Origin of the sequence: Nonomuraea sp. NPDC050540, from assembly GCF_044457485.1 — a bacterium.
Lineage (GTDB): Bacteria > Actinomycetota > Actinomycetes > Streptosporangiales > Streptosporangiaceae > Nonomuraea.
This window is the reverse complement of record NZ_JBITHA010000004.1, coordinates 667,303-690,798: the sequence shown is the minus strand read 5'-3', so window position 1 is coordinate 690,798 and position 23,496 is coordinate 667,303. Positions and strand designations below refer to the sequence as shown.

25 protein-coding genes and 1 pseudogene are annotated in these 23,496 nt (G+C 70.6%); 13 read left to right on the top strand and 13 right to left on the bottom strand.

Annotated elements, in window-relative coordinates; translation table 11 throughout:
- The 3 genes and pseudogenes from ACIBI5_RS17975 to ACIBI5_RS17965 all read left to right on the top strand — a co-directional run.
- A pseudogene (locus ACIBI5_RS17975) lies at window positions 1-210 on the top strand (IS110 family transposase); the annotation flags it as partial.
- Window positions 211-234: 24 nt separating this feature from the next.
- Window positions 235-693, top strand: coding sequence for a hypothetical protein (locus ACIBI5_RS17970; RefSeq protein ID WP_397248020.1), 459 nt, complete (start codon window positions 235-237; stop codon window positions 691-693).
- Window positions 694-802: 109 nt separating this feature from the next.
- The gene (locus ACIBI5_RS17965) at window positions 803-3,613 is read left to right on the top strand and encodes a BTAD domain-containing putative transcriptional regulator (protein ID WP_397248018.1); all 2,811 of its coding nucleotides are present in this window, start codon (window positions 803-805) and stop codon (window positions 3,611-3,613) included.
- On the opposite strand, the gene ACIBI5_RS17960 is transcribed toward ACIBI5_RS17965, so the two are convergent.
- The 3 genes from ACIBI5_RS17960 to ACIBI5_RS17950 all read right to left on the bottom strand — a co-directional run bounded on the left by ACIBI5_RS17960 (window position 3,608) and on the right by ACIBI5_RS17950 (window position 5,899).
- Window positions 3,608-4,132, bottom strand: coding sequence for a hypothetical protein (locus ACIBI5_RS17960; protein WP_397248016.1), 525 nt, complete (start codon window positions 4,130-4,132; stop codon window positions 3,608-3,610). The genes ACIBI5_RS17965 and ACIBI5_RS17960 overlap by 6 nt on opposite strands.
- Before the next feature lie 73 nt (window positions 4,133-4,205).
- Complete coding sequence (locus ACIBI5_RS17955; RefSeq protein ID WP_397248014.1) at window positions 4,206-5,000, bottom strand: SDR family NAD(P)-dependent oxidoreductase; 795 nt, start codon at window positions 4,998-5,000, stop codon at window positions 4,206-4,208.
- Window positions 5,001-5,059: 59 nt separating this feature from the next.
- Entirely contained in the window at window positions 5,060-5,899 is an 840-nt protein-coding gene (locus ACIBI5_RS17950; RefSeq protein ID WP_397248012.1) for an LLM class F420-dependent oxidoreductase, read from the bottom strand.
- A 65-nt stretch (window positions 5,900-5,964) separates the two neighbouring features.
- Between ACIBI5_RS17950 and ACIBI5_RS17945 the strand changes: the two genes are divergently transcribed.
- Both ACIBI5_RS17945 and ACIBI5_RS17940 read left to right on the top strand, forming a co-directional pair.
- Window positions 5,965-6,246 carry a hypothetical protein gene (locus ACIBI5_RS17945; protein WP_397248010.1) on the top strand — a complete coding sequence of 94 codons (282 nt, stop codon included), beginning with the start codon at window positions 5,965-5,967 and terminating at the stop codon, window positions 6,244-6,246.
- 366 nt (window positions 6,247-6,612) lie between these two features.
- A complete protein-coding gene (locus ACIBI5_RS17940) occupies window positions 6,613-6,765 on the top strand; it encodes a hypothetical protein (protein ID WP_246508322.1) in 153 nt (50 codons plus the stop codon).
- Window position 6,766: 1 nt separating this feature from the next.
- Here ACIBI5_RS17940 and ACIBI5_RS17935 read toward each other — a convergent pair whose 3' ends face one another.
- On the bottom strand, window positions 6,767-7,252 hold the full coding sequence (locus ACIBI5_RS17935; protein ID WP_397248008.1) for a hypothetical protein: 486 nt from the start codon (window positions 7,250-7,252) through the stop codon (window positions 6,767-6,769).
- Between the two features lie 399 nt (window positions 7,253-7,651).
- Here ACIBI5_RS17935 and ACIBI5_RS17930 point away from each other — a divergent pair, with 399 nt between their 5' ends.
- On the top strand, window positions 7,652-11,179 hold the full coding sequence (locus ACIBI5_RS17930) for a discoidin domain-containing protein (RefSeq protein ID WP_397248006.1): 3,528 nt from the start codon (window positions 7,652-7,654) through the stop codon (window positions 11,177-11,179).
- Between the two features lie 42 nt (window positions 11,180-11,221).
- Here the strand turns inward: ACIBI5_RS17930 and ACIBI5_RS17925 are convergent, their stop codons facing one another.
- Genes ACIBI5_RS17925 through ACIBI5_RS17905 form a run of 5 tightly spaced genes read right to left on the bottom strand, consistent with a single transcriptional unit; the run spans window position 11,222 to window position 15,500 of the window.
- On the bottom strand, window positions 11,222-11,896 hold the full coding sequence (locus ACIBI5_RS17925) for an extracellular solute-binding protein (protein ID WP_397248004.1): 675 nt from the start codon (window positions 11,894-11,896) through the stop codon (window positions 11,222-11,224).
- Window positions 11,893-13,185, bottom strand: coding sequence for a 3-oxo-tetronate kinase (gene otnK, locus ACIBI5_RS17920; protein ID WP_397248002.1), 1,293 nt, complete (start codon window positions 13,183-13,185; stop codon window positions 11,893-11,895). Before otnK ends, ACIBI5_RS17925 begins: the two co-directional genes overlap by 4 nt.
- Window positions 13,182-13,811 (bottom strand): hypothetical protein, encoded by a 630-nt coding sequence (locus ACIBI5_RS17915; RefSeq protein ID WP_397248000.1) that lies wholly within the window; start codon window positions 13,809-13,811, stop codon window positions 13,182-13,184. The genes otnK and ACIBI5_RS17915 overlap by 4 nt, the downstream gene beginning before the upstream one ends.
- Entirely contained in the window at window positions 13,808-14,554 is a 747-nt protein-coding gene (locus ACIBI5_RS17910; protein WP_397247998.1) for a hydroxypyruvate isomerase family protein, read from the bottom strand. The genes ACIBI5_RS17915 and ACIBI5_RS17910 overlap by 4 nt, the downstream gene beginning before the upstream one ends.
- 1 nt (window position 14,555) lies before the next feature.
- Window positions 14,556-15,500: a phosphoglycerate dehydrogenase gene (locus tag ACIBI5_RS17905; protein ID WP_397247996.1), complete on the bottom strand. Its 945-nt coding sequence runs from the start codon at window positions 15,498-15,500 to the stop codon at window positions 14,556-14,558.
- Between the two features lie 88 nt (window positions 15,501-15,588).
- On the opposite strand from ACIBI5_RS17905, the gene ACIBI5_RS17900 reads away from it, so the two are divergent.
- On the top strand, window positions 15,589-16,272 hold the full coding sequence (locus tag ACIBI5_RS17900; RefSeq protein WP_397247994.1) for a GntR family transcriptional regulator: 684 nt from the start codon (window positions 15,589-15,591) through the stop codon (window positions 16,270-16,272).
- On the opposite strand, the gene ACIBI5_RS17895 is transcribed toward ACIBI5_RS17900, so the two are convergent.
- Both ACIBI5_RS17895 and ACIBI5_RS17890 read right to left on the bottom strand, forming a co-directional pair.
- Window positions 16,269-16,511, bottom strand: coding sequence for a hypothetical protein (locus ACIBI5_RS17895; protein ID WP_397247992.1), 243 nt, complete (start codon window positions 16,509-16,511; stop codon window positions 16,269-16,271). The two genes, ACIBI5_RS17900 and ACIBI5_RS17895, sit on opposite strands and share 4 nt — an antisense overlap.
- 13 nt (window positions 16,512-16,524) lie before the next feature.
- Window positions 16,525-17,871 (bottom strand): TRAP transporter large permease subunit, encoded by a 1,347-nt coding sequence (locus ACIBI5_RS17890; protein WP_397247990.1) that lies wholly within the window; start codon window positions 17,869-17,871, stop codon window positions 16,525-16,527.
- A gap of 97 nt (window positions 17,872-17,968) precedes the next feature.
- On the opposite strand from ACIBI5_RS17890, the gene ACIBI5_RS17885 reads away from it, so the two are divergent.
- Together ACIBI5_RS17885 and ACIBI5_RS17880 are read left to right on the top strand one after the other, a co-directional pair.
- Entirely contained in the window at window positions 17,969-18,478 is a 510-nt protein-coding gene (locus ACIBI5_RS17885) for a DinB family protein (protein WP_397247988.1), read from the top strand.
- 5 nt (window positions 18,479-18,483) lie between these two features.
- The gene (locus ACIBI5_RS17880) at window positions 18,484-19,419 is read left to right on the top strand and encodes an ornithine cyclodeaminase family protein (protein ID WP_397247986.1); all 936 of its coding nucleotides are present in this window, start codon (window positions 18,484-18,486) and stop codon (window positions 19,417-19,419) included.
- Here ACIBI5_RS17880 and ACIBI5_RS17875 read toward each other — a convergent pair.
- Complete coding sequence (locus ACIBI5_RS17875) at window positions 19,416-19,922, bottom strand: AAA family ATPase (protein WP_397247984.1); 507 nt, start codon at window positions 19,920-19,922, stop codon at window positions 19,416-19,418. The two genes, ACIBI5_RS17880 and ACIBI5_RS17875, sit on opposite strands and share 4 nt — an antisense overlap.
- Before the next feature lie 17 nt (window positions 19,923-19,939).
- Between ACIBI5_RS17875 and ACIBI5_RS17870 the strand changes: the two genes are divergently transcribed.
- The 4 genes from ACIBI5_RS17870 (at window position 19,940) to ACIBI5_RS17855 (ending at window position 22,972) form a co-directional block, all read left to right on the top strand.
- Entirely contained in the window at window positions 19,940-20,440 is a 501-nt protein-coding gene (locus ACIBI5_RS17870) for a GNAT family N-acetyltransferase (protein ID WP_397247982.1), read from the top strand.
- On the top strand, window positions 20,430-20,903 hold the full coding sequence (locus tag ACIBI5_RS17865; protein ID WP_397247980.1) for a GNAT family N-acetyltransferase: 474 nt from the start codon (window positions 20,430-20,432) through the stop codon (window positions 20,901-20,903). Before ACIBI5_RS17870 ends, ACIBI5_RS17865 begins: the two co-directional genes overlap by 11 nt.
- Window positions 20,900-21,481, top strand: a complete 582-nt coding sequence (locus tag ACIBI5_RS17860; protein ID WP_397247978.1) for a hypothetical protein — start codon at window positions 20,900-20,902, stop codon at window positions 21,479-21,481. Before ACIBI5_RS17865 ends, ACIBI5_RS17860 begins: the two co-directional genes overlap by 4 nt.
- Window positions 21,482-21,553: 72 nt before the next feature.
- Window positions 21,554-22,972, top strand: a complete 1,419-nt coding sequence (locus ACIBI5_RS17855) for a WGR domain-containing protein (protein WP_397247976.1) — start codon at window positions 21,554-21,556, stop codon at window positions 22,970-22,972.
- On the opposite strand, the gene ACIBI5_RS17850 is transcribed toward ACIBI5_RS17855, so the two are convergent.
- The gene (locus ACIBI5_RS17850) at window positions 22,969-23,433 is read right to left on the bottom strand and encodes an Lrp/AsnC family transcriptional regulator (protein ID WP_379615140.1); all 465 of its coding nucleotides are present in this window, start codon (window positions 23,431-23,433) and stop codon (window positions 22,969-22,971) included. The two genes, ACIBI5_RS17855 and ACIBI5_RS17850, sit on opposite strands and share 4 nt — an antisense overlap.
- Between the last annotated feature and the right edge of the window lie 63 nt (window positions 23,434-23,496).

The window sequence follows — 23,496 nt, the reverse complement described above, 5'->3', positions numbered from 1 at the left end:
CGCGCCATGTTCCTGGCCGCGTTCGCTTCCCTGGCCGATCCCGAGAGCCGCGAGTACTACGACAAGAAACGCGCCGAGGGCAAAAAACACAACGCCGCCCTCATCTGCCTGGCCCGCCGCCGCTCAGACGTCATCTACGCCATGCTCCGCGACCGCAAGCCCTACCAATCCCGACGGAAAACCCGAACCCAGCAAGCCCTGGCCACTTGACGAAAACCATAGGGACACCCCCCCATGAACCCACAGGCTGTGGATTGGGCGGCGATCCCCGGGCCGGAGTGGTACCGGCCTGAAGCCGTTCCGGAGGCCTTCGCCGCCCTGCGCGGAGATAGGGAGCAAGGCACTCATATTCGATCAGTGATCGGGAACGACCACGCCGGGACGCTCTATCCAGCCGTCGTCGCAGGCACCGACGTCCTCCTGGGAATCATCGCCGAGCATCCCGGGCCGGCAAGGCAGACCGCTCTTTGCGTAATGCTCGACTGGTGGGGATGTTTTCAGCCGGAACCTGGCTTCGAGACGTTCATCGGTGCTGAGGGAGAATCGGTTGATGTCATCGCGGCGATTGTCGAGCGGGTTGGGCGGGCCGCCGGCACGTTGCGGGTGATCGCCGAACGGGACTCCAACGCCCGTAGCCTCATCCGGGAGTTGCTCAAAGCTCAGAGCCAAGGGTGGACGATCGTCGAGAAGTAGATCCTCTACGATTGCGGGCACCCAGAACACCCTCCGTCAGCCGATCGAGGCAGCGACTTCACCGAGGGAGGCGCAGAAGCGGCAGACCCCTGCGGTTAGGAGGACGACGATGGCGGACGACCTGCGGTTCTCGCTGCTCGGCCCGTTGCGCGCCTGGCGCGGTGACACGGAACTGAAGCTCGGCTCGCCGCAGCAACGGATGGTGCTGGCCGTACTGCTGCTCGCCGAGGGCAGGGCGACCGGCCCGGACCTGCTCATCGACGCGATCTGGGGTGACGAGCAGCCGCGCACGGCGCTCAGCACGCTGCGGACCTACATCTCGCGCCTGCGCGGGGTGCTCGGCGCGGAGGTGTTGTCGTCCGTCGGTCATGGTTATGTCCTGCTCGGCGGTGAGCGCGACGTCGTCCGATTTGAGCGTCTGTACGGCGAGCAGCGCTACTCCGAGGCGCTCGCCCTCTGGCAGGGAGAGCCGCTGGCCGGCCTGGACGGTTTCTTCGCCGAGGCCCAGCGCACGCGCCTGAACGAGCGGCGGCTGGCCGCGCTCGAGTGCCGCCTGGACGCCGATCTCGGAAACGGCAGGCATGCGGACGTCGTCCCCGAGCTCACCGCGCTGTGCGCCGACCACCCGACCAATGAGCGGATGCGCGCGCTGCTGATGCTGGCCCTCTACCTCGCGGGCCGGCAGGCCGAGGCGATCGGCGTCTACACCGACACCCGCGAGCTGCTGGACCGGGAGCTGGGCGTGGCCCCCTCCCCGGAGCTCGCGGAGCTGTACCAGCGGATCATCAGCGCGGACGTGGCGCTCGGCCGACCGTCCGAACGTGTCCCGCCGCGGCAGGTGCCCCGGCAGCTGCCGTCCGACGCGGCCGACTTCACCGGCCGTCAGCGCGAGGTGGAGGGCATGGTGGCCGCGCTGGGTTCCGGCGAGGCGTCGGCCCTGGTCATCTCGGCCGTGTCCGGGGCGGGCGGGGTGGGCAAGACGACGCTGGCCGTGCACGCGGCCCATCGGCTGGCCGGTCACTATCCTGACGGGCAGCTCTTCGTCGACCTGCGCGGGTCGAGCGCGCGGCCGGTCGAGCCCGGGGTGGTGCTCGGCGGGTTCCTGCGCGCGCTCGGGTACGAGGAGCCGCCGGAGGACCTGGCCGAGCGAGCGGCGGAGTACCGAACCGCGCTCGCCGACCGGAGGGTGCTCGTGGTGCTCGACAACGCGTCCGGCGCCGGTCAGGTACGGCCGCTGATGCCCGGCTCGGCGGGGTGCGGGGTGATCGTCACGAGCAGGGCCCGGCTGACCGGACTGTCCGGGGCGCGGCAGGTGGACCTCGAGGTCCTGGGGCCGGCCGAGGCGCTGCTGATGTTCACCACGATCGTCGGGCAGGAGCGGGTCTCCGCCGAACGCGGGGCCGCCATGGACCTGGTCGCGGCCTGCGGGTTCCTGCCGCTGGCGATCAGGATCGCCGCCGCACGGCTGGCCGCGCGGCGGAGCTGGAGCGTGGCCACGATGCGCGACCGGCTGTCGGACGAGCGGCGCAGGATGGCCGAGCTGAGGGCGGGCGATCTGGCGATCGAGGCGACGTTCTCGCTGGGGTACGACCAGCTCGACGCGGTGCATGCGCGGGCGTTCCAGCTGCTGGCCGTACCGGATGCCGCGATGTTGTCGCTGCCGGTCGCGGCGGCGCTGCTCGACCTGCCGGAGCCGGACGCGGAGGAGGTGTGCGAGGCGCTGGTCAACCTGAGCATGCTGGAGTCGCCCTCTCCCGGCCGCTACCGTTTCCACGACCTGCTCAAGATCTACGCCCGATCACGCCCTGACGATTCAGGGGTACGGCGGGCCGCGCTCGCCAGGATGCTGGACTTCTACCTGGCCACGGCGGCCGCGGCGCTCCGGTTGACGTTCTTGGGCGACCTGCGCCCGGACAAGGTCGTCACGCGCTCGGCCGGCTTGCGCTTCGCCGACGAAGCCGCCGTCGTCGACTGGGCGGATGAGGAGGAGCAAGGCCTGCTCAGCTGCCTCGAACAGATCGCGCGCACCCCCGGCGACGAACTGGGCCAGGCCATCATCCTGCTCGACCTGACCACCGACGTGATCGGCTTCGAGTCCGACACCGCCCGCTATGAGCGGCTGGGCGACCTGCTGATCGCCGCGGCGGCGGACCGCGCGGACGGGGCTCTGGAGGCGCAGGCGCGCTGCGTGCGCGGGATCACCCGGGTGAACAGGCGCAAACTCGACGCGGCCATGGAAGACGGCCTGGCCGCGCGCGACCTCAGCCTTGAGCACGGCGATCTGGACACGTACGCCGACGCGCTCAACCTGCTGGCCCGCAGTGCGATGGGCCGGCGGGAAATGGAGGGGGCGGCGGGCTGGTACCGGCAGGCCGCCGAGGTGTGGCGCTCGCTCGGCGACGTGTCCAACGTGTCGGTCGCGCTCGGGAACCTCGCGCGCACCCTGGCTGATTTGGGCCGTATGGGCGAGGCGCTCGACGCCGCCAGGGAGGCCGAGAAGATCATGCTGGAGGTGGGCGACGGCAGGAAGGACGCGGCGGCCGCGTACCAGCTGGGCGTGGTCCTGCGCGAAGCGGGACATCCTGAGCAGGCGCTGGCCGAGCTGGAGGCGGCGCTGATCGAAAATCGCAAGCTGAAGAAACGGGAGTGGGAGGGGGCTACGCTGTTTCGGATGGCCGAGACCTACCTCCTGGTCGGTAGTTCCGAGCGCGCGATCGACCATGCGGAGGACGCGCTGGCGGTGCTGACGAACACGGGCGACGAGTGGGGGCAGGGGATGGCCCTCACCGTGCTCGGCCGGGCGCTTGGTGAACGGGGGCAGCCGGGGCGGGCGCGGGCCTGTCTGACCGAGGCGCTGAAGATCTTCGACCGGCTCGACGTGCCGGAGGCCGAGGACGTGCGACTGCTGCTGGTGTCATAGCCGCAGGCGGGCGTGGACGAGCCGCCGGTGGTGCGCGGGGATGGCGTGGGCGTCCATCGCGCGTTCCAGCAGATCGGCGTCGAACCCGTGCGTAATCAGGTGGTCCAGGAGAGGGTCGTATCGGTCGGGCCGGTCGCGCAGAAGTTCGGTGGCCAGCCGGAGTTCCAGGCGGACGACGGGCACCTGGTGAGAGCCGCACGTGATCAGGACGTGGTGCTCCCATGGTCCGCTGCCCACGCATTCGAGGGCGTCCGAATCGGCCGGCCGCTCGACCGTGCTGAGTTCGACGTCGACGCCGTTCACGTCGAACCTGGTGAAGTACTGCGAGGTTTCGGGGAGCCACGAGGCTTCGTACAGGCAGGGGAAGGCGGCGAGTGCCGCGGCGAACCTGTCCAGGTCCTCCCGATCGGCGAGCAAGATGTCGACGTCTCTGGCGGGGAGGGGGACGCCTTGAAGGAGTGCGGCGCTCGTGCCGCACACCCGGTAGGCCGTCCGGGGGTCGGCTACGTCAAGCGCCATCGCGAGTGCCGTACTCAGTGATCTTGTTCTTTCGCCCATGGGGGCGAACGTATCCAGCGAGCGGGCTTCCTCGTCAGGGGAGAATCGCGTCGACGTAGCCGCCGTCGACGCGGAGGGCGCCGCCGGTGGTCGCCGAGGCCTGCGCCGAGCTGAGGTAGACGATCATGTTGGCGATCTCCTCCGGCTCGATGAGGCGTTGCAGGAGCGACTGCGGGCGGTGCTCGCGCATGAAGGCGCGTTGTGCCTCGTCCCAGGGCAGGTCGCGGTCGACGAGCTGGTAGACGAAGTCCTCGACGCCGCCGGTGTGGGTGGGGCCGGCGATCACGGAGTTGACCGTGACGCCGGTTCCCGCCGCTGCCTTGGCGAAGCCGCGGGAGATCGCCAGGAGCGCGGTCTTGCTCATCCCGTAGTGGATCATCTCGGCGGGGATCGCGACGGCCGAGTCGCTGGCGATGAACTGCACCCGGCCGAACGAGCGCTCCATCATGCCCGGCAGGTACGCGCGCGTCAGCCGGACACCGGCCAGGACGTTGACCTCGAAGTAGCGGCGCCACTCGGCATCGTCGATCTCCAGGGCGGGGCGCGACTCGAAGATCCCCAGGTTGTTGACGAGGATGTCGACGTCCGGCAGGGCTTCCACGGCGGCCGCGGTGCCCTCCTCGGTCGCCAGATCCGCCGCGACCGCGACGACCTGGGCGCCCGGCACCTCACTGCTCAACCGGGACGCCGCCGCCGCGGTCGACTCCCTGCTCCGGCCGTTGACCCCGACCCGGGCACCGGCCCGCGCCAGGCCCGCCGCGATCGCCGCCCCGATGCCCTGAGTGGAGCCGGTGACCAGGGCCGTTCTGTCCGTGAGATCAATGAGCATGATCCATAACCTACCCGCCGACCCGCCTTGCCCTGGCCTGGGATTCCATGTCGGTGCTCTTAGAGGCCGAAGCGGTGGGAGAAGTCGGTTAGTTCCTTGCGTTGCTGGTCGAGCGAGGTGGCCGAAGTGCTGACGACTACTCGGGTGACGCCTTCGGCGGTCAGGTCCGCGAGCCGTTCCGGAGACAGGTCGATGGTGGCGGTCCTGGTGTATTCCAGGGTGTCGGGGTCGCGGCCGGACTCGGCGGCGGTGGCTCGGACCAGGTCCCACTGCGCGGGGTCCGGGCGGCCGCCGGGGAAGTAGCCGTTGCCGAGGCGGCCGGCGCGGCGGGCGGCGGGGCGGCTGGAGCCGCCCACGTGGATGGGCAGGTGGGTGGCCTGGTGGGGTTTGGGGAAGCTGACCAGGTCGGTGAAGGTGAAGAACTCGCCGGAGTGGCTGACGCCCTCTTCGCCGCCTGCCCACAACAGGCGCAGGACGTCGATGGCTTCGTCGGCGCGGCGGCCGCGGGTGGCGAAGTCGACGCCGATCGCCTCGGCCTCGCCGGGCAGCGCGCCGAGGCCGACGGTGAGCAGGCGCATGCGGCCTCCGGACAGTACGTCGACCGTGGCCAGGCGCTTGGCGAGGATCACCGGGTGGTGGTACGGCAGCAGCAGTACCCCGGTCCCGAGCAGGATGCGCTCGGTGGCGGCGGCGATGAAGGACAGGCAGTCGAGCGGGTCCAGGTACGGCAGCGCCGGTGGTATCTCGAACGTCCCCACCTTGGCCCCCGGATACAGGACGATGTGCTCGGGCAGGTAGATCGACTCGAAGCCGCATTCCTCCGCGAGCTGGGCGAAGGCCACGATCTTCTGGGGGTCGACGCCGTAGTAGGGCGTGCTGTAGCTGATGCCGAACTTCATGGTCCGGAACGCTAGAACGTTGACACCGGCGTCAGGTCAAACCGGGAAGTGCCATAGTGGATCATATGGCCATTAATCGCGCTCTGGCGGCGATCCGACTCGGCAACTCCCTGTCCGTCGACCGATACCCCCCATGGGCCGTGTGGGCGATGGGCGTCGTCGCGGGCTGGGTGGTCCTCACCCACGTGATCGGCCTGGCCACCGGGGTGCCGCAGAGCTTGCTGGCCGAGTCGCTGAAGTGGGGGCCGGCCGCCCAGTGGGTCGAGCACGGCCTGGCCCTGGTCGCGATGGGATTCCTGCTCACCTCGATGGTCGAGGCCCTGCTCCACCGGCGGCGTACCGCATAGAAATGCCCGCGCCTTTCGCATGAGGCCGGAGTGGTGGATGCCTGTCTGCCGTAAGCTCGTGTTCGTACCGCCCGTGGGAGCCTGCTCCTCCAGCATCCACGCACCGTTGATCTGCGGACGGACGCGGCGGCGGCCGGTGGAAAGTGTGTCTGACCTGGCCGGTCACGTAGATCTTTTGTGGCCGCAGCCGGGTGCTGGCCGAGGGAAACGGGCCGGCGAGCGCCGCCGAGTACGGATTGATATCCAGAAAACCCCCGCCGCGTGTCAAATGGGCTCATACTTACCGTAATGAAACCCAGAACAGCCGCGGTCCGGCGTCCCCTGCCAGGAAGTCCCTTCAACGTTCCTCAGGCCCCTGCGCCTCCGATGCCCGACTTCGAGGTGCAGGACCTGGTCAGCCATGACAAATACGGGCTGGGCTCGGTCATCCGGGTGGAGAAGGATGTCGCCGTTGTCGTTGATTTCGGCACGGAGACCCTTCGCATCACGGTGCCGTACGCCAAGCTCGTCAAGCTCTGAGCTACAGCCAACCGGCCCGCGCGTCCGTCAGGGGCGCGCCAGAGGAGGGGGCGGTGCCAAGCGTGCCTGCGCGCACGCCGTCGAGCAACCGCCCCGCCGCCTCCACGATTTCCGGTACGGCCCGGCGAAGCGCGCCCCGATCCGCCTCGTCGAGCACGGCCAGCGGCCCGGCGGCCTCGGTGAGCCGGTCGTTCAGCCAACCCAAGGGGTCGGCGGTGAGCGCCCGGTCGAAGACGCGTGAGCTCGGATCCCATCCGGTGAACTCCGGATGGTGGTGGGTCCTGTCGAAGCTGCCCGGCGTACCTTCCACCGACTCCAGCAGGTCCACCCGCCAGATAGGCCGGCCTACGGCGATGGGCTGGGCCGAGTAGATCGTCCCTTTGAGCGCGCCCCGCTCGAGCTCTCTGACCTCCAGCCGGACGCCATGCTCGGGACCTTCCTGGCCTTTGGCTGGTTTCGGGTCGATGAAGTAGAGGTCGCTCAGCACGACACCGGTCTGTTCAAACCCAAAGACATAAAGCACAAGCAGCCCATACCCCACCTCGCACCCATCCAGCCCTGCACATCCCGACGCGCCGAGATGCCGACGATCCGGGTTTCAAGCCCCACCCCGCGACGGCACGCACCCCTGACCGATGGGGGCACACAGTCGCGTGGTGTGCGAGACCGGGCGCAAATCCACGTCATGGGCTTGCGTGGGCTTGCGGGGGTGTGACGTAAGCCCTTGCGCGCGGGTCGAGGGATTTCCCGGCTCGTCCTGCCAGCCCAACGGCCTCTGGAACGCTCCCGCAGGCTTGTCGAGAATTTGCGCAATCCAGTCGAAATATTGCAGTCATTTGTTCGTCATCTTATGGTTTGGCCACCCCCCGTCACGAAGGGCCCGCCCATGAGACGCATGCTCGCGTTACTCGCACTCGCCTTATCCTTCGTTCTGACGCCCCACCCTGCCCAAGCCCAGGCAGGCCCCAACCTCGCCCTCGGCAAGCCCGCTTCGGCCGGCAGCTTCACCGACGTCTACCCCGCCTCCAGAGCCACCGACGGCGACCAGGCCACGTACTGGGAGTCGGCCAACAACGCCCTCCCCCAGTGGGTCCAGGTCGACCTGGGCTCCGCCGTCACGGTCGATCGGCTGGTGCTCAAGCTGCCCGCCGGCTGGCCGAGCCGTACCCAGACGATGACCGTGCAGGGCAGCACCGACGGGACGACCTTCACCACCATCGGCGCCCAGGCGACCCACACGTTCAGCCCCACGGCGACCATCGACGTCACCGCGGTCAGCACCCGCTACGTGCGCCTGTCGATCACGGCGAACACCGGCTGGCCGGCGGGTCAGATCTCGGAGCTCGAGGTGTACGGCCCGGCCACCGGCCCCGACACCCAACCCCCGGCGGCCCCGGGCAACCTGGCCTTCACCGAGCCGGCGAGCGGCCAGATCAGGCTGACCTGGCATGCCTCCACCGACAACGTCGGGGTGACGGGGTATGAGATCTACGCGAACAACGCCCTCAGGGCCACAGTCGGCGGAAACATCCTGACGTATACGGATAGCCAGCCGCCCACCGCCACCGTCTCCTACTACGTGAAAGCCAAGGACGCGGCAGGCAACCGCTCCCCCGAGAGCGACACGGTGACCAGGTCGGGCGATGGCGGCGGCACCAACCTCGCCCTGAACAAGCCGATCACCGCCAGCGGCTCCACCTGGGTCTATGTCCCGGCCAACGCCAACGACGGCAACCTCGCCACCTACTGGGAAGGCGGCGGCGGGTACCCGAACACGCTCACCGTCGAGCTCGGCGCCAACGCCGACGTCTCCTCCCTCGTCCTCAAGCTCAACCCCGACGCCGCCTGGGCCACCCGGACACAGACCCTCCAGGTGCTCGGCCGCGACCAGAGCGCCTCGGGCTACACCGTCAGGAAGGCGAGCGCCGCCTACACCTTCAACCCGGCCTCCGGCAACACGGTGACGATCCCCCTGAACGCGCGCCTGGCCGGCGTGCGGCTGTCGTTCAGCGCCAACACGGGGGCGCCGAACGGCCAGGTGGCCGAGCTCCAGGTGATCGGCACCCCGGCGCCGAACCCCGACCTGACCGTCACCGGCATGTCCGCCTCCCCCGCGAACCCGGTGGAAAGCGACGCCGTCACCCTGTCGGCCACCGTCAGGAACGTCGGCACCGAGCCGTCCGGCGCCACGGACGTCAACCTGTACCTCGGCACCACCAAGGCGGGCACCGCGAACGTGGCCGCGCTCGCCGCCGGGGCCTCGGCCACGGTGTCGGCCGGCATCGGCACCCGCCCGGCCGGCTCGTACCCGCTGTCGGCGAAGGTCGACGAGGGCAACGCCGTCATCGAGCAGAACGAGGGCAACAACACCTACAACCACCCGAACCCGCTGACCGTCCGGCCCGTGGACAGTTCCGACCTGCTCGCCGCGCCTGTCGGCTGGACGCCGGGCAACCCGGCGGCCGGTGACACGGTCACGTTCTCCGTCGCGATCAAGAACCAGGGCAACCTCGCCTCCGCCGGCGGCGCGCACGGGGTCACGCTGACCGTCGCCAACGAGTCCGGCACCGTCATCCGCACGCTGACCGGCTCCCACTCCGGCGTCATCAACGCCGGCGCCACCGCCCCGCCGATCACGCTCGGCACCTGGACCGCGGCCAACGGCAAGTACACCGTCAAGACCGTCATCGCGGACGACGCCAACGAGCTGCCGGTCAAGCGGGCCAACAACACCACCACGCAGACCCTGTTCGTGGGCAGGGGCGCCAACCTGCCCTACGACATGTACGAGGCGGAGGACGGCGTGCCCGGCGGCGGCGCGCAGCTCGTGGGCCCGAACCGCACCATCGGCGACCCGGCCGGCGAGGCCTCGGGACGGCGCGCAGTCCTGCTGAACTCCACCGGCGCCTCGGTCGAGTTCACCACCAGGGCCGCGGCGAACACGCTGGTCACCCGCTACTCCATCCCCGACGGCACCACCTCGACGCTGAACGTCTACGTCAACGGGACCTTCCTCAAGGCCATCAACCTGACCTCGAAGTACGCCTGGCTCTACGGCGACGAGGCCAATCCGGGCAACTCGCCCGGCGCCGGCCCGCCCCGCCACATCTACGACGAGGCCAACATGACGCTCGGCACCACCGTGCCGCAGGGCAGCAAGATCAAACTGCAGAAGGACGCGGCCAACGGCGGCACGTTCGCGATCGACTTCATCAACCTGGAGCAGGCCACGCCGCAGGGCAACCCGGATCCGGCACGCTATGCCGTACCGGCTGGATTCACGCACCAGGACGTGCAGAACGCGCTCGACCGCGCCCGCCAGGACCCCGCGCTCGTGGGCGTCTACCTGCCCGCCGGCGACTACCCGACCGCGCAGAAGTTCCAGGTGTACGGCAAGGCCGTGAAGGTCACCGGCGCGGGCCCGTGGTTCACCCGGTTCCTGTCGCCCTCCGGGCAGGAGAACACGAACGTCGGGTTCGACGTGCAGAGCTCGGCCGGCGGCTCGTCGTTCAGCGGGTTCGCCTCGTTCGGCAACTACGTGATCCGCAACGACGGCCCCGGCAAGGTCTGGGACCTCAACGGCGTCGCGAACGTCACCATCGACAACGTGTGGGTCGAGCACCAGATGTGCATGCTCTGGGGCACCAACATGCGCAACCTGACCGTGACGAACTCGCGGGTGCGTGACACGTTCGCCGACGCGATCAACCTGACCAACGGCAGCTCGGACAACACGGTCAGGAACGTGGAGGCACGCGGCACCGGCGACGACAGCTTCGCGCTGTTCGCCGCGATCGACATCAACGACGCCGACCAGACGGGCAACGTCTACGAGAACCTGACCTCGACCCTGACCTGGCGGGCGGCCGGCGTGGCCGTGTACGGCGGGCAGGACAACGTGTTCAGGAACATCTACATAGCCGACACGCTCGTCTACTCCGGCATCACGGTCAGCTCGCTGGACTTCGGCATCCAGATGCGGGGCTTCGGCCCCACGCCGACCCGGTTCGAGAACATCTCGATCGTCCGGGCGGGCGGGCATTTCTGGGGACAGCAGACGTTCCCGGCGATCTGGTTGTTCTCCGCGTCGAAGGTGTTCCAGGGCATCAGGATCAGCGACGTGGACATCGTGGATCCGACGTACTCGGGGATCATGTTCCAGACGCAGTATCTGGGCGGCCGGCCGGTGAACCCGATCACCGACACGGTCCTCACCGACATCTCGATCAGCGGCGCGCGCAAGTCGGGTGACGCCTTCGACGCCAAGTCGGGCTTCGGCCTGTGGGCGAACGAACTGCCGGAGCCCGGCCAGGGTCCGGCGGTGGGCTCGGTGACGTTCAACGGGCTGCGCTTCAGCGGCAACCACACCGACATCCGCAACACGACCTCGACGTTCACCATCGACGTGAACTGAGCGAGGGGGTGCGGGCGTGCGCCCGCACCCCGTGGATATCGGTCAGGGCAGTTCCAGGCCGGTCTGCCCGTAGGCTCGCCGGGCCTCGTCGGAGGTGAGGAAGGCGAGGAAGGCGGCGGCCTCGCCGTCGGCCGCCGTGGCGGCCACGGCGGAGAACTCGCTGTAATGCTGCACCTCGGCCGGGAACGGCCCGGCGATCCGGGCGTCCGGGACGAAGCGCAGCTCGCTGAGCTGCTGGATCGCCATGTCGGCGCGGCCGTCCACCACGGCGTGGGCGATGAAGCCCTTGTCGATCACGGTGGCGCGGGCGTTGACCTCCTCGGCGATGCCGAGCTCCTCGATCAGGCGGGCGAAGTAGATGCCGCTCGCGCCGGTGCGCGAGTAGGCCACGCTGCGGGCGTCGAGCAGGGCCCGTTTGAAGGCGTCGAGCGTGGTGACGTCCGGGAGCCGCGCGCCGGGCGGCACCGCCAGGCCCACGCCGGTCTTCGCGATCGCCGTCTTCGTGGACAGGTCGAGGACGGCGGCGCCGTTCAGCTCGTCGAAGGCGGAGGTGACGGCGATCATCACGTCGGGGCGCTCACCTGCCCGGATGCGGGCCATCAGCTGCGTGGTCGGGTCGTAGACGCCGTCGACCGCGATGCCGGTCCTGCCGGTGAACTCCGCGAGGAGCACGTCGTCGAAGGCCTTCTTCACGGCCAAGGTGCTGAACAGCTTCATGGGGTCTCCGATCGTGAGGCGTCGAGCAGCAGGCCGGGCTCGCCGAAGTTGCCCGACTTGAGCAGAAGGGTGAGCGACGGGGTGAAGATCCAGGGGACGCCCCGGGCCGCTTCGGGCCCGATCACGCCGCCGGTGACGCCGAGCGCGCGGACGACCGCGCCCGAGGTCTCGCCACCGGCCGCGACCAGCCGGGTGACACCGCGCTCGACCAGGCCGCGGGCGATCTCGCCCAGCGCGGACTCCAGTAGCTCGGCCGACCGCTCACGGCCCAGCGCGCGCTGAACCTCGTGCAGCCCGGCCGGGGGCAGGCTGGAGTAGATCAGCGGGGCGCCGTCCTCGGGCCGCTGGGCGTCGTACCAGGCCAGGGCGTTCGCGGCGAGCGCCTCGGGGTCAGGCTCGGCGAGGGCGTCCAGGCGGTGGGCGGGCCGTCCGTGCTCGATCACCGCGCGGACCTGTTCGAGCGTGCGCGCGGAACAACTCCCCGCCAGTACGGCCGCGCGCCCCGCCGGCACGCGCGCGGGCGAGTCCCCCACGGCCTCGTGGATCTTGCCGACCTCGTGGGCCCGAGCGAGTCCGGCGGCGAGCCCCGCCGCGCCCGCGACCAGGCGCAGGCCGCCCAGCACCTGCCCGGCCGCGGTCAGGTCGCCGTCCTCGACCGCGTCCACCAGGGCGTACCGGACGCCCTCGCGCCGCAGGTGGGCCAGCCGCCTGCCGATGCCCGCCGGTCCCCCGCGCACCGTCTCCAGCGGGACCACCCCGGCCCGGTGCGCGGACTGGGCTTCCAGGACGCGCGGCAGGTAGGAGTCGGTCATCGGCGTGAGCGGGTGGTCGCGCATGTGCGACTCCGACAGGAGCCTCTCGCCCACGAACAGGTGGCCGAGGTACTGCGTCCGGCCGTGCTCGGGCGAGCTCGGGGTCATCGCGACCAGCGGCGCGTCGAGGGCGTCGGCCAGGGCGTCGAGTACCGGGCCGATGTTGCCGTCCGGGGTGGAGTCGAAGGTGGAGCAGTACTTGAAGTAGACCTGGCCGACGCCGTGGGCGCGCAGCCAGTCCAGGGCGTCGAGCGACCGCTCGACGGCCTGCGCGCGGGGCGCCGTCCGCGTCTTCAGCGCGATGACGACGGCGTCGTGCGGGGGAAGACCGGCCTCGGCGGCGGGGTTGTCGTGCGGGGGCAGGTCGGTCGCGGCGGCGGGGGTGTCGAAGAAGAGCAGGGTGCGCAGGCCGTGCCGGTGCAGCGCGACCGCGACGTCGGTGGCGCCGGTGACGTCGTCGGCGATGGCGCCGATCATGGCCGCTCGCCTTCCAGGACGGCGCGCCGGAGCGCGGCGGCGGCGGTGTGCGGGCCGGAGACCACCGGGAGGCCGAGCGACCCGGCCAGCTCGGCCGCGGCCGGGGCCAGCGAGTACTGGGCCAGCACCACCGCCTCCACCCCGGCCGTGTAAGGGGCGCAGGTGTCGTGGAGCGCTCGGGCCAGCGCCCGCCCGTCGGTGACCTGGAAGGCGGCCGGGCTGACCACGCCGTCCACGGCCACGCCCGGCGCCGCCCCGGTCAGGCGGGCGACCGAGTCGGCCAGCGCTTCCTCCAGGCTGGCCACCGTCAGGACGCGCCGGTATCCGGACTCGGCCACCTTGGTGAACGCGGCGTCGTCGGGGGCCAGGACGGGGATCCCTCGATCGGCCGATCGGGCGGCTTCGCCGTACAGGGAGCAGGTCAGCAGCACTCCGTGCGCGCCCGCGTCGACCGCGTAGCCGATGAGGGCGGACATGCGCGCGCTCGGCCCGCCCGCGCGGGCGTCGGCGAGGAGCTTGTCGTCGAGCAGGTTCCAGGGCTCGGCCTCGGGGAACGCGTCGGCCAGGCCCGCGACGGCGGGGGCGATCGCGGCGGGGGTGGCGCTGATGAGCGCGATGCGGGTCATCCGGCCAGCTCCTCGATCCAGCCGAGGCCGTCGAGGGTGCGGCCTCGGGGCTGGTATTCGCAGCCGATCCAGCCTCGGTAGCCGCTCTCGCGGATGGCGGCGAAGACCGCGCGCCAGCCGATCTCGCCGGTGCCGGGCTCGTGCCGGCCGGGCGGGTCGGCGACCTGGTAGTGGAAGGTGTGCGGCGCCAGCTCGCGCACCCTGGTGGTCAGATCGCCCTCGTCGACCTGGGCATGGTAGAGGTCGAACAGCACGCCCACGTGGTCGGCGTCGAGCGCCTCGGCCACGGCGGCGGCCTGCGCCTGGGTGCGCAGGACGCGGCCGGGGCTGTCGCGATGGTTCTGGGCCTCCAGCACCAGGCGTACGCCGCTGCCGCGCGACCGGCCGGCGGCCCAGGCGAGGTTGGCGACCAGGCGGGCCTCGGCGCGCTCGCGGCTGACGTCCTCGGGCCGGGTGCCGGCGCGGACGTGGACGAGGCCGGCGCCGAGCGCGAGCGCGTACTCCATCGCCCGGTCGAAGCCCTCGCGGAAGCCGGCGGCGCGGCAGGCGTCGGCGCCCTGCGGCGTGTTGATGAGCACCTGTTCGAGCCCGGCTTCGCGCAGGAGGCGGGCGAGGGCGGCGGGGTCGTGGTCGTAGGGATCGGGGTATTCGACGCCCTCGAAGCCGGCCGCGGCCGCGGCGTCGAAGCGCGACTCGAACGGCAGCTCGGTGAACAACCACTTCAGGTTCGCGTCGAAGCGCATGTCAGGACACCTTCGGGGGGTTGACGGTGAAGGCGGGGGCGCGGCCGTTCAGGACGTCGATGACCGCCTGCGCGGCCATCCGGCCGGAGCGGGCGCGGGACTCGGCGGTGGCGGCGCCGACGTGGGCGGTGACGATCACGTTGTCGTGCGCGCGCAGGCGGCTGGCGGCGGGCAGCGGCTCGACCTCGACCACGTCGAGCGCGGCGCCCGCCAGCTCGCCGCGTTCGAGGGCGTCGGCCAGCGCGTCCTCGTCGATCACGCCGCCGCGGGCGGTGTTGATCAGGTACGCGGTGGGCTTCATCGTGGCCAGCGCGGCGGCGTCGATCAGGTGGCGGGTGGAGGCGTCGAGGAAGATGTGGAGGCTGACGAAGTCGGACCGGCGCAGCAGCTCGTCCAGCGGAACGGCGCGCACGCCGGTGCGGGCGGCGAAGTCGCGGTCGAGGTCGGGGTCGTAGGCGAGCACGTCCATGCCGAGCAGGCTGCCCAGCTCGGCCACCGACTTGCCGATGGCGCCGAGACCCACGATGCCCAGCGTCGCCCCCGCCAGCTCGCGGCCGCTCGGCTGCTCCCAGCCGCCGCTCCTGACCGACAGGATGTTCTGGGGCAGCAGCCGGGCGCAGTTGAGCATCAGGGCGAGGGTGTGCTCGGCGACCGCGCGCCGGTTGACGCCCGGAGTCGGGCATACGGCGATGCCGCGCTCGGTGGCCGCCTGGGTGTCGATGTTGTCGTAGCCGGCGCCGGTGCGTGCGATGACCTTGAGCTTCGGCGCGGCGGCGAGGACCTCGGCGGTGAAGGCGTCCGTGCCGGCGACCACGCCGTCCACCTCCCGCACGAGGTCGACGAGCCGGCCGGAGCGCTTGTGGACGACCTCGAGGCCCTCCTCCTGGAGCAGCCGGTCGACATGATCGCCGGGCTGGAGCCAGGCCGTGGTCACGAGCACACGCATGAGGGAGATCCTTTCCTTCAAAACTATACTATAGCGATAAATCCTGGAGCCGATCGCCTGGGATAATCGGCTCGACGAGAGGAACGTGATGTCCGAGGCCCGCAAGAAGAAGCAGCCCCTGGCCGACCAGATGTACGAGGTGCTGCTCGACCAGTTCATGACCGGAAAGCGGGCTCCCGGCTCCCCCCTGAACATCGGCGCCCTCTCGCGCGAACTCGACGTCAGCCAGACCCCGCTGCGCGAGGCACTCGCCCGGCTGGAGCACACCGGCCTGGTGGTCCGCGAGGCGCTCAAGGGCTACCGGGTCGCGCCGATGTTCACCGACAGGGAGATCGGCAAGCTGATGGACGCCCGGCTGGTCCTGGAGCCGGCGCTGGCCTACGAGACCTGCCGGCGCACCACGCCGGAGTTCCTGGAGGAACTGCTGGCGGCGGTCGAGGAGCTCGACCGCTCGGTGGGCCTGGCCGACACCGAGTCGAGCTCCTTCCGCTCCTACTGGGCGGCCGACGACCGCTTCCACGGCTTGATCGCCCAGCAGTGCGACAACCTGTTCCTGGAGACCGCCTACCGCTCGCTCAACGGCCAGGTGCAGCGCTTCCGCCTCTTCTCGCGGCTCGGCAACACCGGTGCCGAGCACGCGGCCAGGGAGCACCGCGCGATCTACGAGGCCCTGGCGGAGGGCAACCCCGAGATCGCCTCGATCCGGATGCGCGAACATCTGCAGAATGCCAACCGGCGCAGGAAGCAGCGGCCCGTCGCGGCGGCCGGCTAGACCAGCTCCTCGGCGTCCTTCGCCCCCTTCGCGCCCTTCGTGTAGAGCTGCAGGAACGAGACGATCCCCGCCAGCGCGGCCACGACGCAGGTCCAGTCGGCGAAGTCGCCGCCGAAGAACGACGTCAGGCCCGGACTGGCGATCAGGATGCCCGCCACCTGGAAGAACGTCACGGCCACGCCGCCGAGCACGAAGGTGATCAGCAGCAGCCTGAAGACGGTGAGCAGCAGCGCGTACATGGGACATCCTCCTTTAGAACGGGATCCACAGCAGGCTCAGCGCGACCACGACCCCGGCCACGAACGACGGGACCAGGTAGTAGCCGATGACCGGCCTGAAGATCTTCACCGGGTCGCTGCCGGCGATCCCGGCGGCGACGTAGAGCGGGGCCGCGCCGGGCGGGGAGCAGCCTTCCGCGCTGGCCCAAACGATGAGCGCGGCGTAGGCGAGGTGCGGCTCGATGCCCGCGCCGGTCAGCGCCAGGAACCCGACCGAGCCCACCGCCGCGATCGTGGCCGTCGTGCTCAGCGGCCCGGACACCAGCAGGACGACCAGGCCGACGACCACGACCACGACCGGCGCCGGCACGCCCTGCATCCGCTGGATGAGCGGCGCGAGCTGCTCGCCCAGGCCGAGCGTCGACAGGGCGGCGGACGCGGCGAAGGCCGAGACCATGGTCAGCCCCACGACGGCGAACTTGGGGCTGATCTCGCCGAGCATCGCCCACCATTCGCCGGTACGGCGCGGCAGCCTCCGATGGCCCACGATCATCCCGACGACCAGCATGAAGATGGGCAGCCAGAAGAGCACGGGGATCGTGTCGGCCGCGTCCTCGCCGATCCGGTCGACGACCCACTGCGCGCCCGCGCCGGCGGTGGCCAGGATCGGCAGCGCGACCGCCGCCAGCACCAGCATCGAGGGCCAGCCGGCGCGCAGGGTCGCGGCGAGCGGGTGCACGTCGCCCGGGTCCATGCGGTCGACGCCGCGCCGCCGGACGATCACGTACGCGATGCCCAGCCGCATCACCACGGTCCACGCGGCGACCACGAACATCGGCACGATCATCTGGTCGGCGTTCAGCACCGGCGCGACCGTCGGGGCGGCGAGCAGCAGGAAGAACGCGCCGCTGAAGGGGAAGACGGCGCCGACGCCCGCGTTGCCGGAGATGACCAGGGCGGCGGTGTCGCCGCTGGTCTTCGAGCGCTTCATCCACGGGATCGCGATGGAGCCGATGGTGGCGGCGATGGCCGCGCCGTTGTGCGCCACGGCGCCGAACGCGCCAGAGCCGACCGTGGCCGCGTAGAGCGCGCCGCCGCGGCGCCGGCCGAGCAGCGAGCTCAGGATGTCGATCAGCCGGCCGATCAGGCCGATCCTGGTCAGCAGTTCGCTGACGAAGACGAAGGTCAGGGCGGCGTACGTGACCTCGGACTTCATGCCCTCGATCAGGCTCTCCCAGGCGAGCGCGGGTGCGCCCAGGCCAGCGAAGGCGGTGCAGGCCAGGAAGCCGACGAACATGGACTCGGCGATGTTGCGCTTGAAGGCGAGGTTCCAGATGACGATGACGGCGATGAACGCGGCCAGCGCGAGGATGGCGCTCATGGAATGGGGGTGCTCCTCGAAATAAAATACTATAGCGACATGTGATGGAGTCTCCCCGGCTTGGCACGCAGCGTCAAGGCCTCGGTAGCCTCTCCGGATGACGACCGAGCGTGTGGGACCTCCGCTGATCGCCGACGAGCGCGAGATGCTCCGGTCCTATCTGGACTTTCACCGCGCCACCCTGGCCATGAAGTGCGACGACCTGTCCGACGAGCAGTTGCGCAGCAGGTCCATGCCGCCGTCCACGCTGTCGCTGATGGCGCTGGTGCGGCACATGGCCGAGGTGGAGCGGCACTGGTTCCGCCGGGTGGTCGACGGCGAGGAGCTGCCGATGGTGTGGTCGGCGACGTTGTGGGACTTCCAGACCGCCTACGACGCCACCGGCGCAACCCGCGAGGAGGCCTTCGGCGCCTGGGAGGCGGAGGTCGAGCACGCCCGCCGGATCGAACGCGCGGCCGCCTCCCTGGACCTGACCGCCTACAACGCCCGCTGGGAGGCCGAGGTGTCGTTGCGCATGGTGATGCTCCACCTGATCCACGAGTACGCCCGGCACAACGGGCACGCCGACTTCCTGCGCGAAGCGGTCGACGGAACCGTGGGGGCCTGACAGCCATGCTGATGCTCACCCAGTCGGAGGTCGAACGCCTGCTCGCGCCCGCCGACTACATCGACCTCGTGCAGAACGCCTTCGCCGACTACGCCCTCGGCCGGACCCTGCCCAGCCGGCTGGCCCACCTGGACAGCCCGCCGGGCGAGTTCCACATCAAGGCCAGTGGTCACGGCGGCGTCGTGGGCGTGAAGATCGGCGCCTGCTTCTACGACCGGCCCGCCACTCTGGGGCAGCCCAGCATCGTCGGCGTCATCGCGCTGTTCGACGGCGGCACCGGGCAGCCCGTCCTCCTCCTCGAATCGGCCACCGTCACCCGGCTGCGTACGGCCGCCGCCACGGCGGTGGCCGTACGGCACCTGGCCCGCCCCGACGCCGCCACGCTCGCCGTGCTCGGCACCGGCGCGCAGGCCGCCAGCCACGTCGCGGCCATCCGCGCCGTCCGCGACATCTCCCGCGTGCTCGTGTGGGGCCGCGACCCGGACAAGACCGCGCGCTTCGCCGCCGCGCACGACCTCACCGCCGCGCCCTCCCCCGGCGCCGCCGCCCGCGCCGCCGACGTGGTCGTCACCCTGACGCCGTCGACCACGCCGTATCTCTCCCTGGCCGACGTACGGCCCGGCAGTCTCGTGGCCGCGATCGGCTCCGACGCTCCGGCCAAACGCGAGCTCCACGCCGATCTGCTGGCCGGGGCCGCCCTCGTCACCGACGTCACCCACCAGTGCGCCGAGGTGGGCGAACTCCACCACCGCCCGGACACCCCGGTCCGGGCCGAGCTCGGCGAAGTGATCACCGGTGTCCGGCCCGGCCGGCTGTCGGCCGACGAGATCATCGTCTTCGACTCGACGGGCACCGCCATCCAGGACGTCGCCGCCGCGGAGGCCCTGTATCGCGCGGCGGTCGCGAGGGCCGCGGGCACCCGCCTGCCGCTGTGGGATTAGCCGATCGTTCTCAGGATCTCTTTCGCCACCTGGGTCACGGGGCCGGAGCCGTCCACGACGACGTCCTCGACCTGGGCTTCGCGCAGGATCCGGTCGAGTTCGACGGAGCGCTTGAGGTGCCAGCCGAGCCCTTCCGGGTCGTCCACGTGCCGTCCGGCCAGCCGTTCCCGTACGGTGGCCAGGTCGACCCGCAACCTGCAGACCGTGAGCTCGCCGCCCACCGCCTCCGCGATCTTCCTGCGGTGCTCGCCGTTCTCGGCCACCCCCGCGAGCACCAGCCGCTCGGCGCCGGTGTCACGGAAGTTCGCCGCCAGGCTCCGCAGGTTCCGCACCGTCAGCTCGAAGTTGAACCGGTCCCCCGCGGGCGGCGGCCACCCGCGCGACAGCGCGTCCAGATCGATGACGCCGTGCGGAGTACCGGCGGCCGCCAGCAGCTCGCCGACCTCCTCGGCCGCCGACGTCTTGCCCGCACCCACGGTGCCAATGATGAGAATTGTCCGCATTTGGCTAGAGTTGCACAGTGGTCATCACCATCAGACACGCGACGATCGAAGACGGGGACGTCCTCGGCGAGATCCATGCCGACTCCTGGGCCGTCGCCTACGCGCCGTTCTTCGACCCGGCCTTCGCCGCCGACCAGGTGAGCAGCCGCCGTACCCGCTGGCACGCCCGGCTCTCCCCGCTCAAGGACACGATCTCCATCGCCGAGGGCGACGGCCGCCCGCTGGCGCTGTCCTGGTTCGGCCCCTCCCAGACCGTGAGCGGCATCGCCGAGGTCCACGGCTTCTACGCCCACCCCGACGGCTGGGGCACCGGCGTCGCCCCCGCCCTGATGACCGCCACCCTCGCCCAGCTGAAGGACGACGGCTTCACCCGCGCCCATCTGTGGACCCTGCGCGACACCCCGCGATCGCGCCGCTTCTACACCAAGAGCGGCTTCGCGGAGACGGGCGCGACACGCGACCACGACTTCGGCGACGGCCGGCCGCTGATCCAGGTGGAGTTCTCCGTTGACCTCTGAGCACGGCTGGTCGCTACGCCCTGCCGTACCGGCGGACGGGGACCCGATCGCCGAGCTCCGCGCCGTCGTGCTCCGCCCGGACCTGGAACGGCTCGGCCGCTTCGACCCGAACCGGGTCAGACAGCGCTTCAAGGACGCCTTCCTCCCCGAGCACACCTCGATCGTCGAGGTGAACGGCGCCTTCGCCGGCAGCATCGCCCTGCGACCGGCTGAGGACGGAGTCTGGCTGGAGCACTTCTACCTCTCCCCTGCAACACAGGGACGCGGCGTGGGCACCGCCATCCTCCACAAGGTGCTGACGGACGAGAAGGTGTTCCGGCTGATCGTGCTGCGCGACAGCCCGGCCCAGCGCCTGTACGAACGCCACGGCTTCACCGCCTACGCCGAGGACCCCATCGACCGGTGGATGATCCGCCCGGCCGTCGCGGAAGCCCAGGCGGGCCACGCTACCTTGGGGCGATGACCAAGGAGTACGCCTCGTTAGTCGCGCAGGTCGTACCTGTCCTTCTTCTTGCGCTTCTTCTGGAGACGCGGGCGATTCTGACCGTCGCCCGCGAAGAATGGGTCAGGTTTGGCATACCGGAGAAGTTCCGGCTCCTCTCCCTTTTCCGGGCGGTGCTCAGCCCGCGCACCTACATTCCCCGGCGGAAGCGCCGCACCTGGACCAACAGGTCCGCGGCCGTCGTCAGATGGTCCCGCCCCGTCCACAAGACGGCCGGCAGAGAAAAGACCGGCCTGGGACCCGTGGACGCGCTGGGTTTCATCATTTTCAACGGCACCTGCATGATTTGGCTGGGGCGCGGCGAAATCGTGGCCCTGGCCGCCGCCCAGGGAAAGTCCGTGCCCTCTTGGGAAGTAACCCTGCTGCACCTGGGGCTGGTGGTGTCGCTGGTCCAGGTGGTCGTCATTCCGATCGGGCTTGAGGTCTACGCCCGGCTCTCCGGGGCGAGCTGGCGCTTCACCGATTGGGTGTTCGCCTTCGTTCTCGGCCTGGTCGCGTTCAGCATCGTCCTCTACACCGGCCTCGCCTACTTGATCTAGCGGAATCTGTCGCCTGCTTGCTCTAGTCTCCCGACAAATGGATCAAGTCCTGGCAAAACTGGAGAAGCGCACATGACCTATCTGGAGCTGTCTGAAGACGGCGGCGGAGCGCACAAGTACTACGAGGTGACCGTCGCGGGCACGCAGGTCACCATCACCTACGGGCGCATCGGCGAGTCAGGTCAGACCAAGGTCACCGCCTTCCCCAGCGAAGCCAAGGCCCAGGCCGCGGCGGCCAAGAAGATCGGGGAGAAGACCCGGAAGGGGTACGCCCCCGCCGTACGCGGAGTGCGTCAGCGCCGGGCCATCACGCGCAGGGCCATGGCCAGCACCCGCTCGACCGCCCAGCAGGCCCCGGTGCTGTGGCGGTTCGACAGCGGCGCGGCCGCGTTCGGGATCTTCGTGGACGGCGAGCGCTGCTGGGTCGGCAACCAGCGCGGCGACGTCTACACCGTCACCCACTCCGGCACCGTGACCGGCCGCTTCCGGCTGCCCGACGGCGTCAAGTGCATCGTGGCCGACGACTTCTGGATCTACGCCGGCTGCGACGACGGCCGCGTCTACGACCTGAGCGGCAAGGTGCCCAGGTCGGCCTACGAGATCGCGGCTGACGTGGACATCTACTGGCTGGACATCAACGACGGCGTGCTCGGCGTCTCCGACCGGGCGGGCCGGATCACCACGATCGACTACGAGGACGAGTTCCAGTGGGCCCGCTCCGGCAGCGGCGACTCGGCCTGGATGGTCAGGTGTGACGAGGACGCCGTCTACCACGGCCACTCCAACGGCGTCGCCCGCTACGACACCGCGGACGGCACGCTCGTCTGGGAGAACAAGGTGGCCGGCGACGTGCTGTTCGGCTGGCAGGAGGAGCACTCGGTCTACGCCGGTACGGCCCGCCGCACCGTCCACCGCCTGGCCAAGGGCGACGGCCGGGTGGAGGCGGTCTACCAGTGCGACGGCGCGGTCTACTCCTGCGCCACCTCGCCGGGCGGCCGCCATGTGTTCGCCGGTGACAACCACTCCTCCGTCTACTGCTTCGACGCCTCCGGCGAGCGGTTGTGGAAGCTCGCGACCGGGTGCGGTTCGGCGTTCTCGATGCAGTTCCTGGACGACCGCCTCTACATCGTGACCACGGACGGCTCGCTGGCCTGCATCGACGCCGGCGAGGCGGCCATCGCGGCGGCCCGCGCGGGCGACGTGCCGCAGCCGGTGGACGTGAAGGCGGCGGCGTCGCTGGAGGTGGTCGAGCCGTCGGCGGTGCTGGAGACCGTGCTGGAGACCGGGGCGGGCGACGGCGTCGTGGTGGAGTGCGTCCAGGAGGGCGAGCGGCTGCGGGTGCGCGTGGTCACTCCGGGCTACGAGTCGTGGAACGTGCAGTTCCCCAAGACGGTCCGCGAGGCGGGCGCCCGGTACATGGTCGACGGCGTGCGGTCGGCCGGCCGCGGCGGCTTCTACCGCGCCTACGGCGAGATCAGGCGGCTGCTCTAGCCGCCCCGGCGGGGGGTGCGCAGCGCGTCGCGGGTCCAGGAGCCGAGCACCATCAGGGTCTTGGTGCCCGTGACGTTGCCGGTTCTGCGCAGGCCGTCGATGATCTGCTGCAGGTGGTCGAGGTCGCGTACCCGCAGGTGGATGAGGGCGTCGGGGTCGCCGGCGATCGTGAAGACGGCCTGGATCTCGGGTACGGCGGTGGTCGAGCGGAGGATCTCGCTGACCGGGGTGGCGCCGGAGTAGCGGACCTCGGTGAAGGCCTCGATGCCCCAGCCGAGCTTGGCGTAGTCCACCTGCACGGTGAAGCCGGTGATCACGCCGGCCTCGCGCAGGCGGTCCACCCGCCGCTTGACGGCCGCGACGGACAGGCCCACCTCGGTGGCCATCTCGGAGAAGGTCCGGCGGCCGTCCTCGCGCAGCAGCCGTAGCAGCCGGTGGTCTATTTCGTCGATCTCGCTCACGCTCGCTCCTCACGCAAACCAGGCCACACGACGAGCCAGGCCTCGCAAACAATTTGCGTCTTT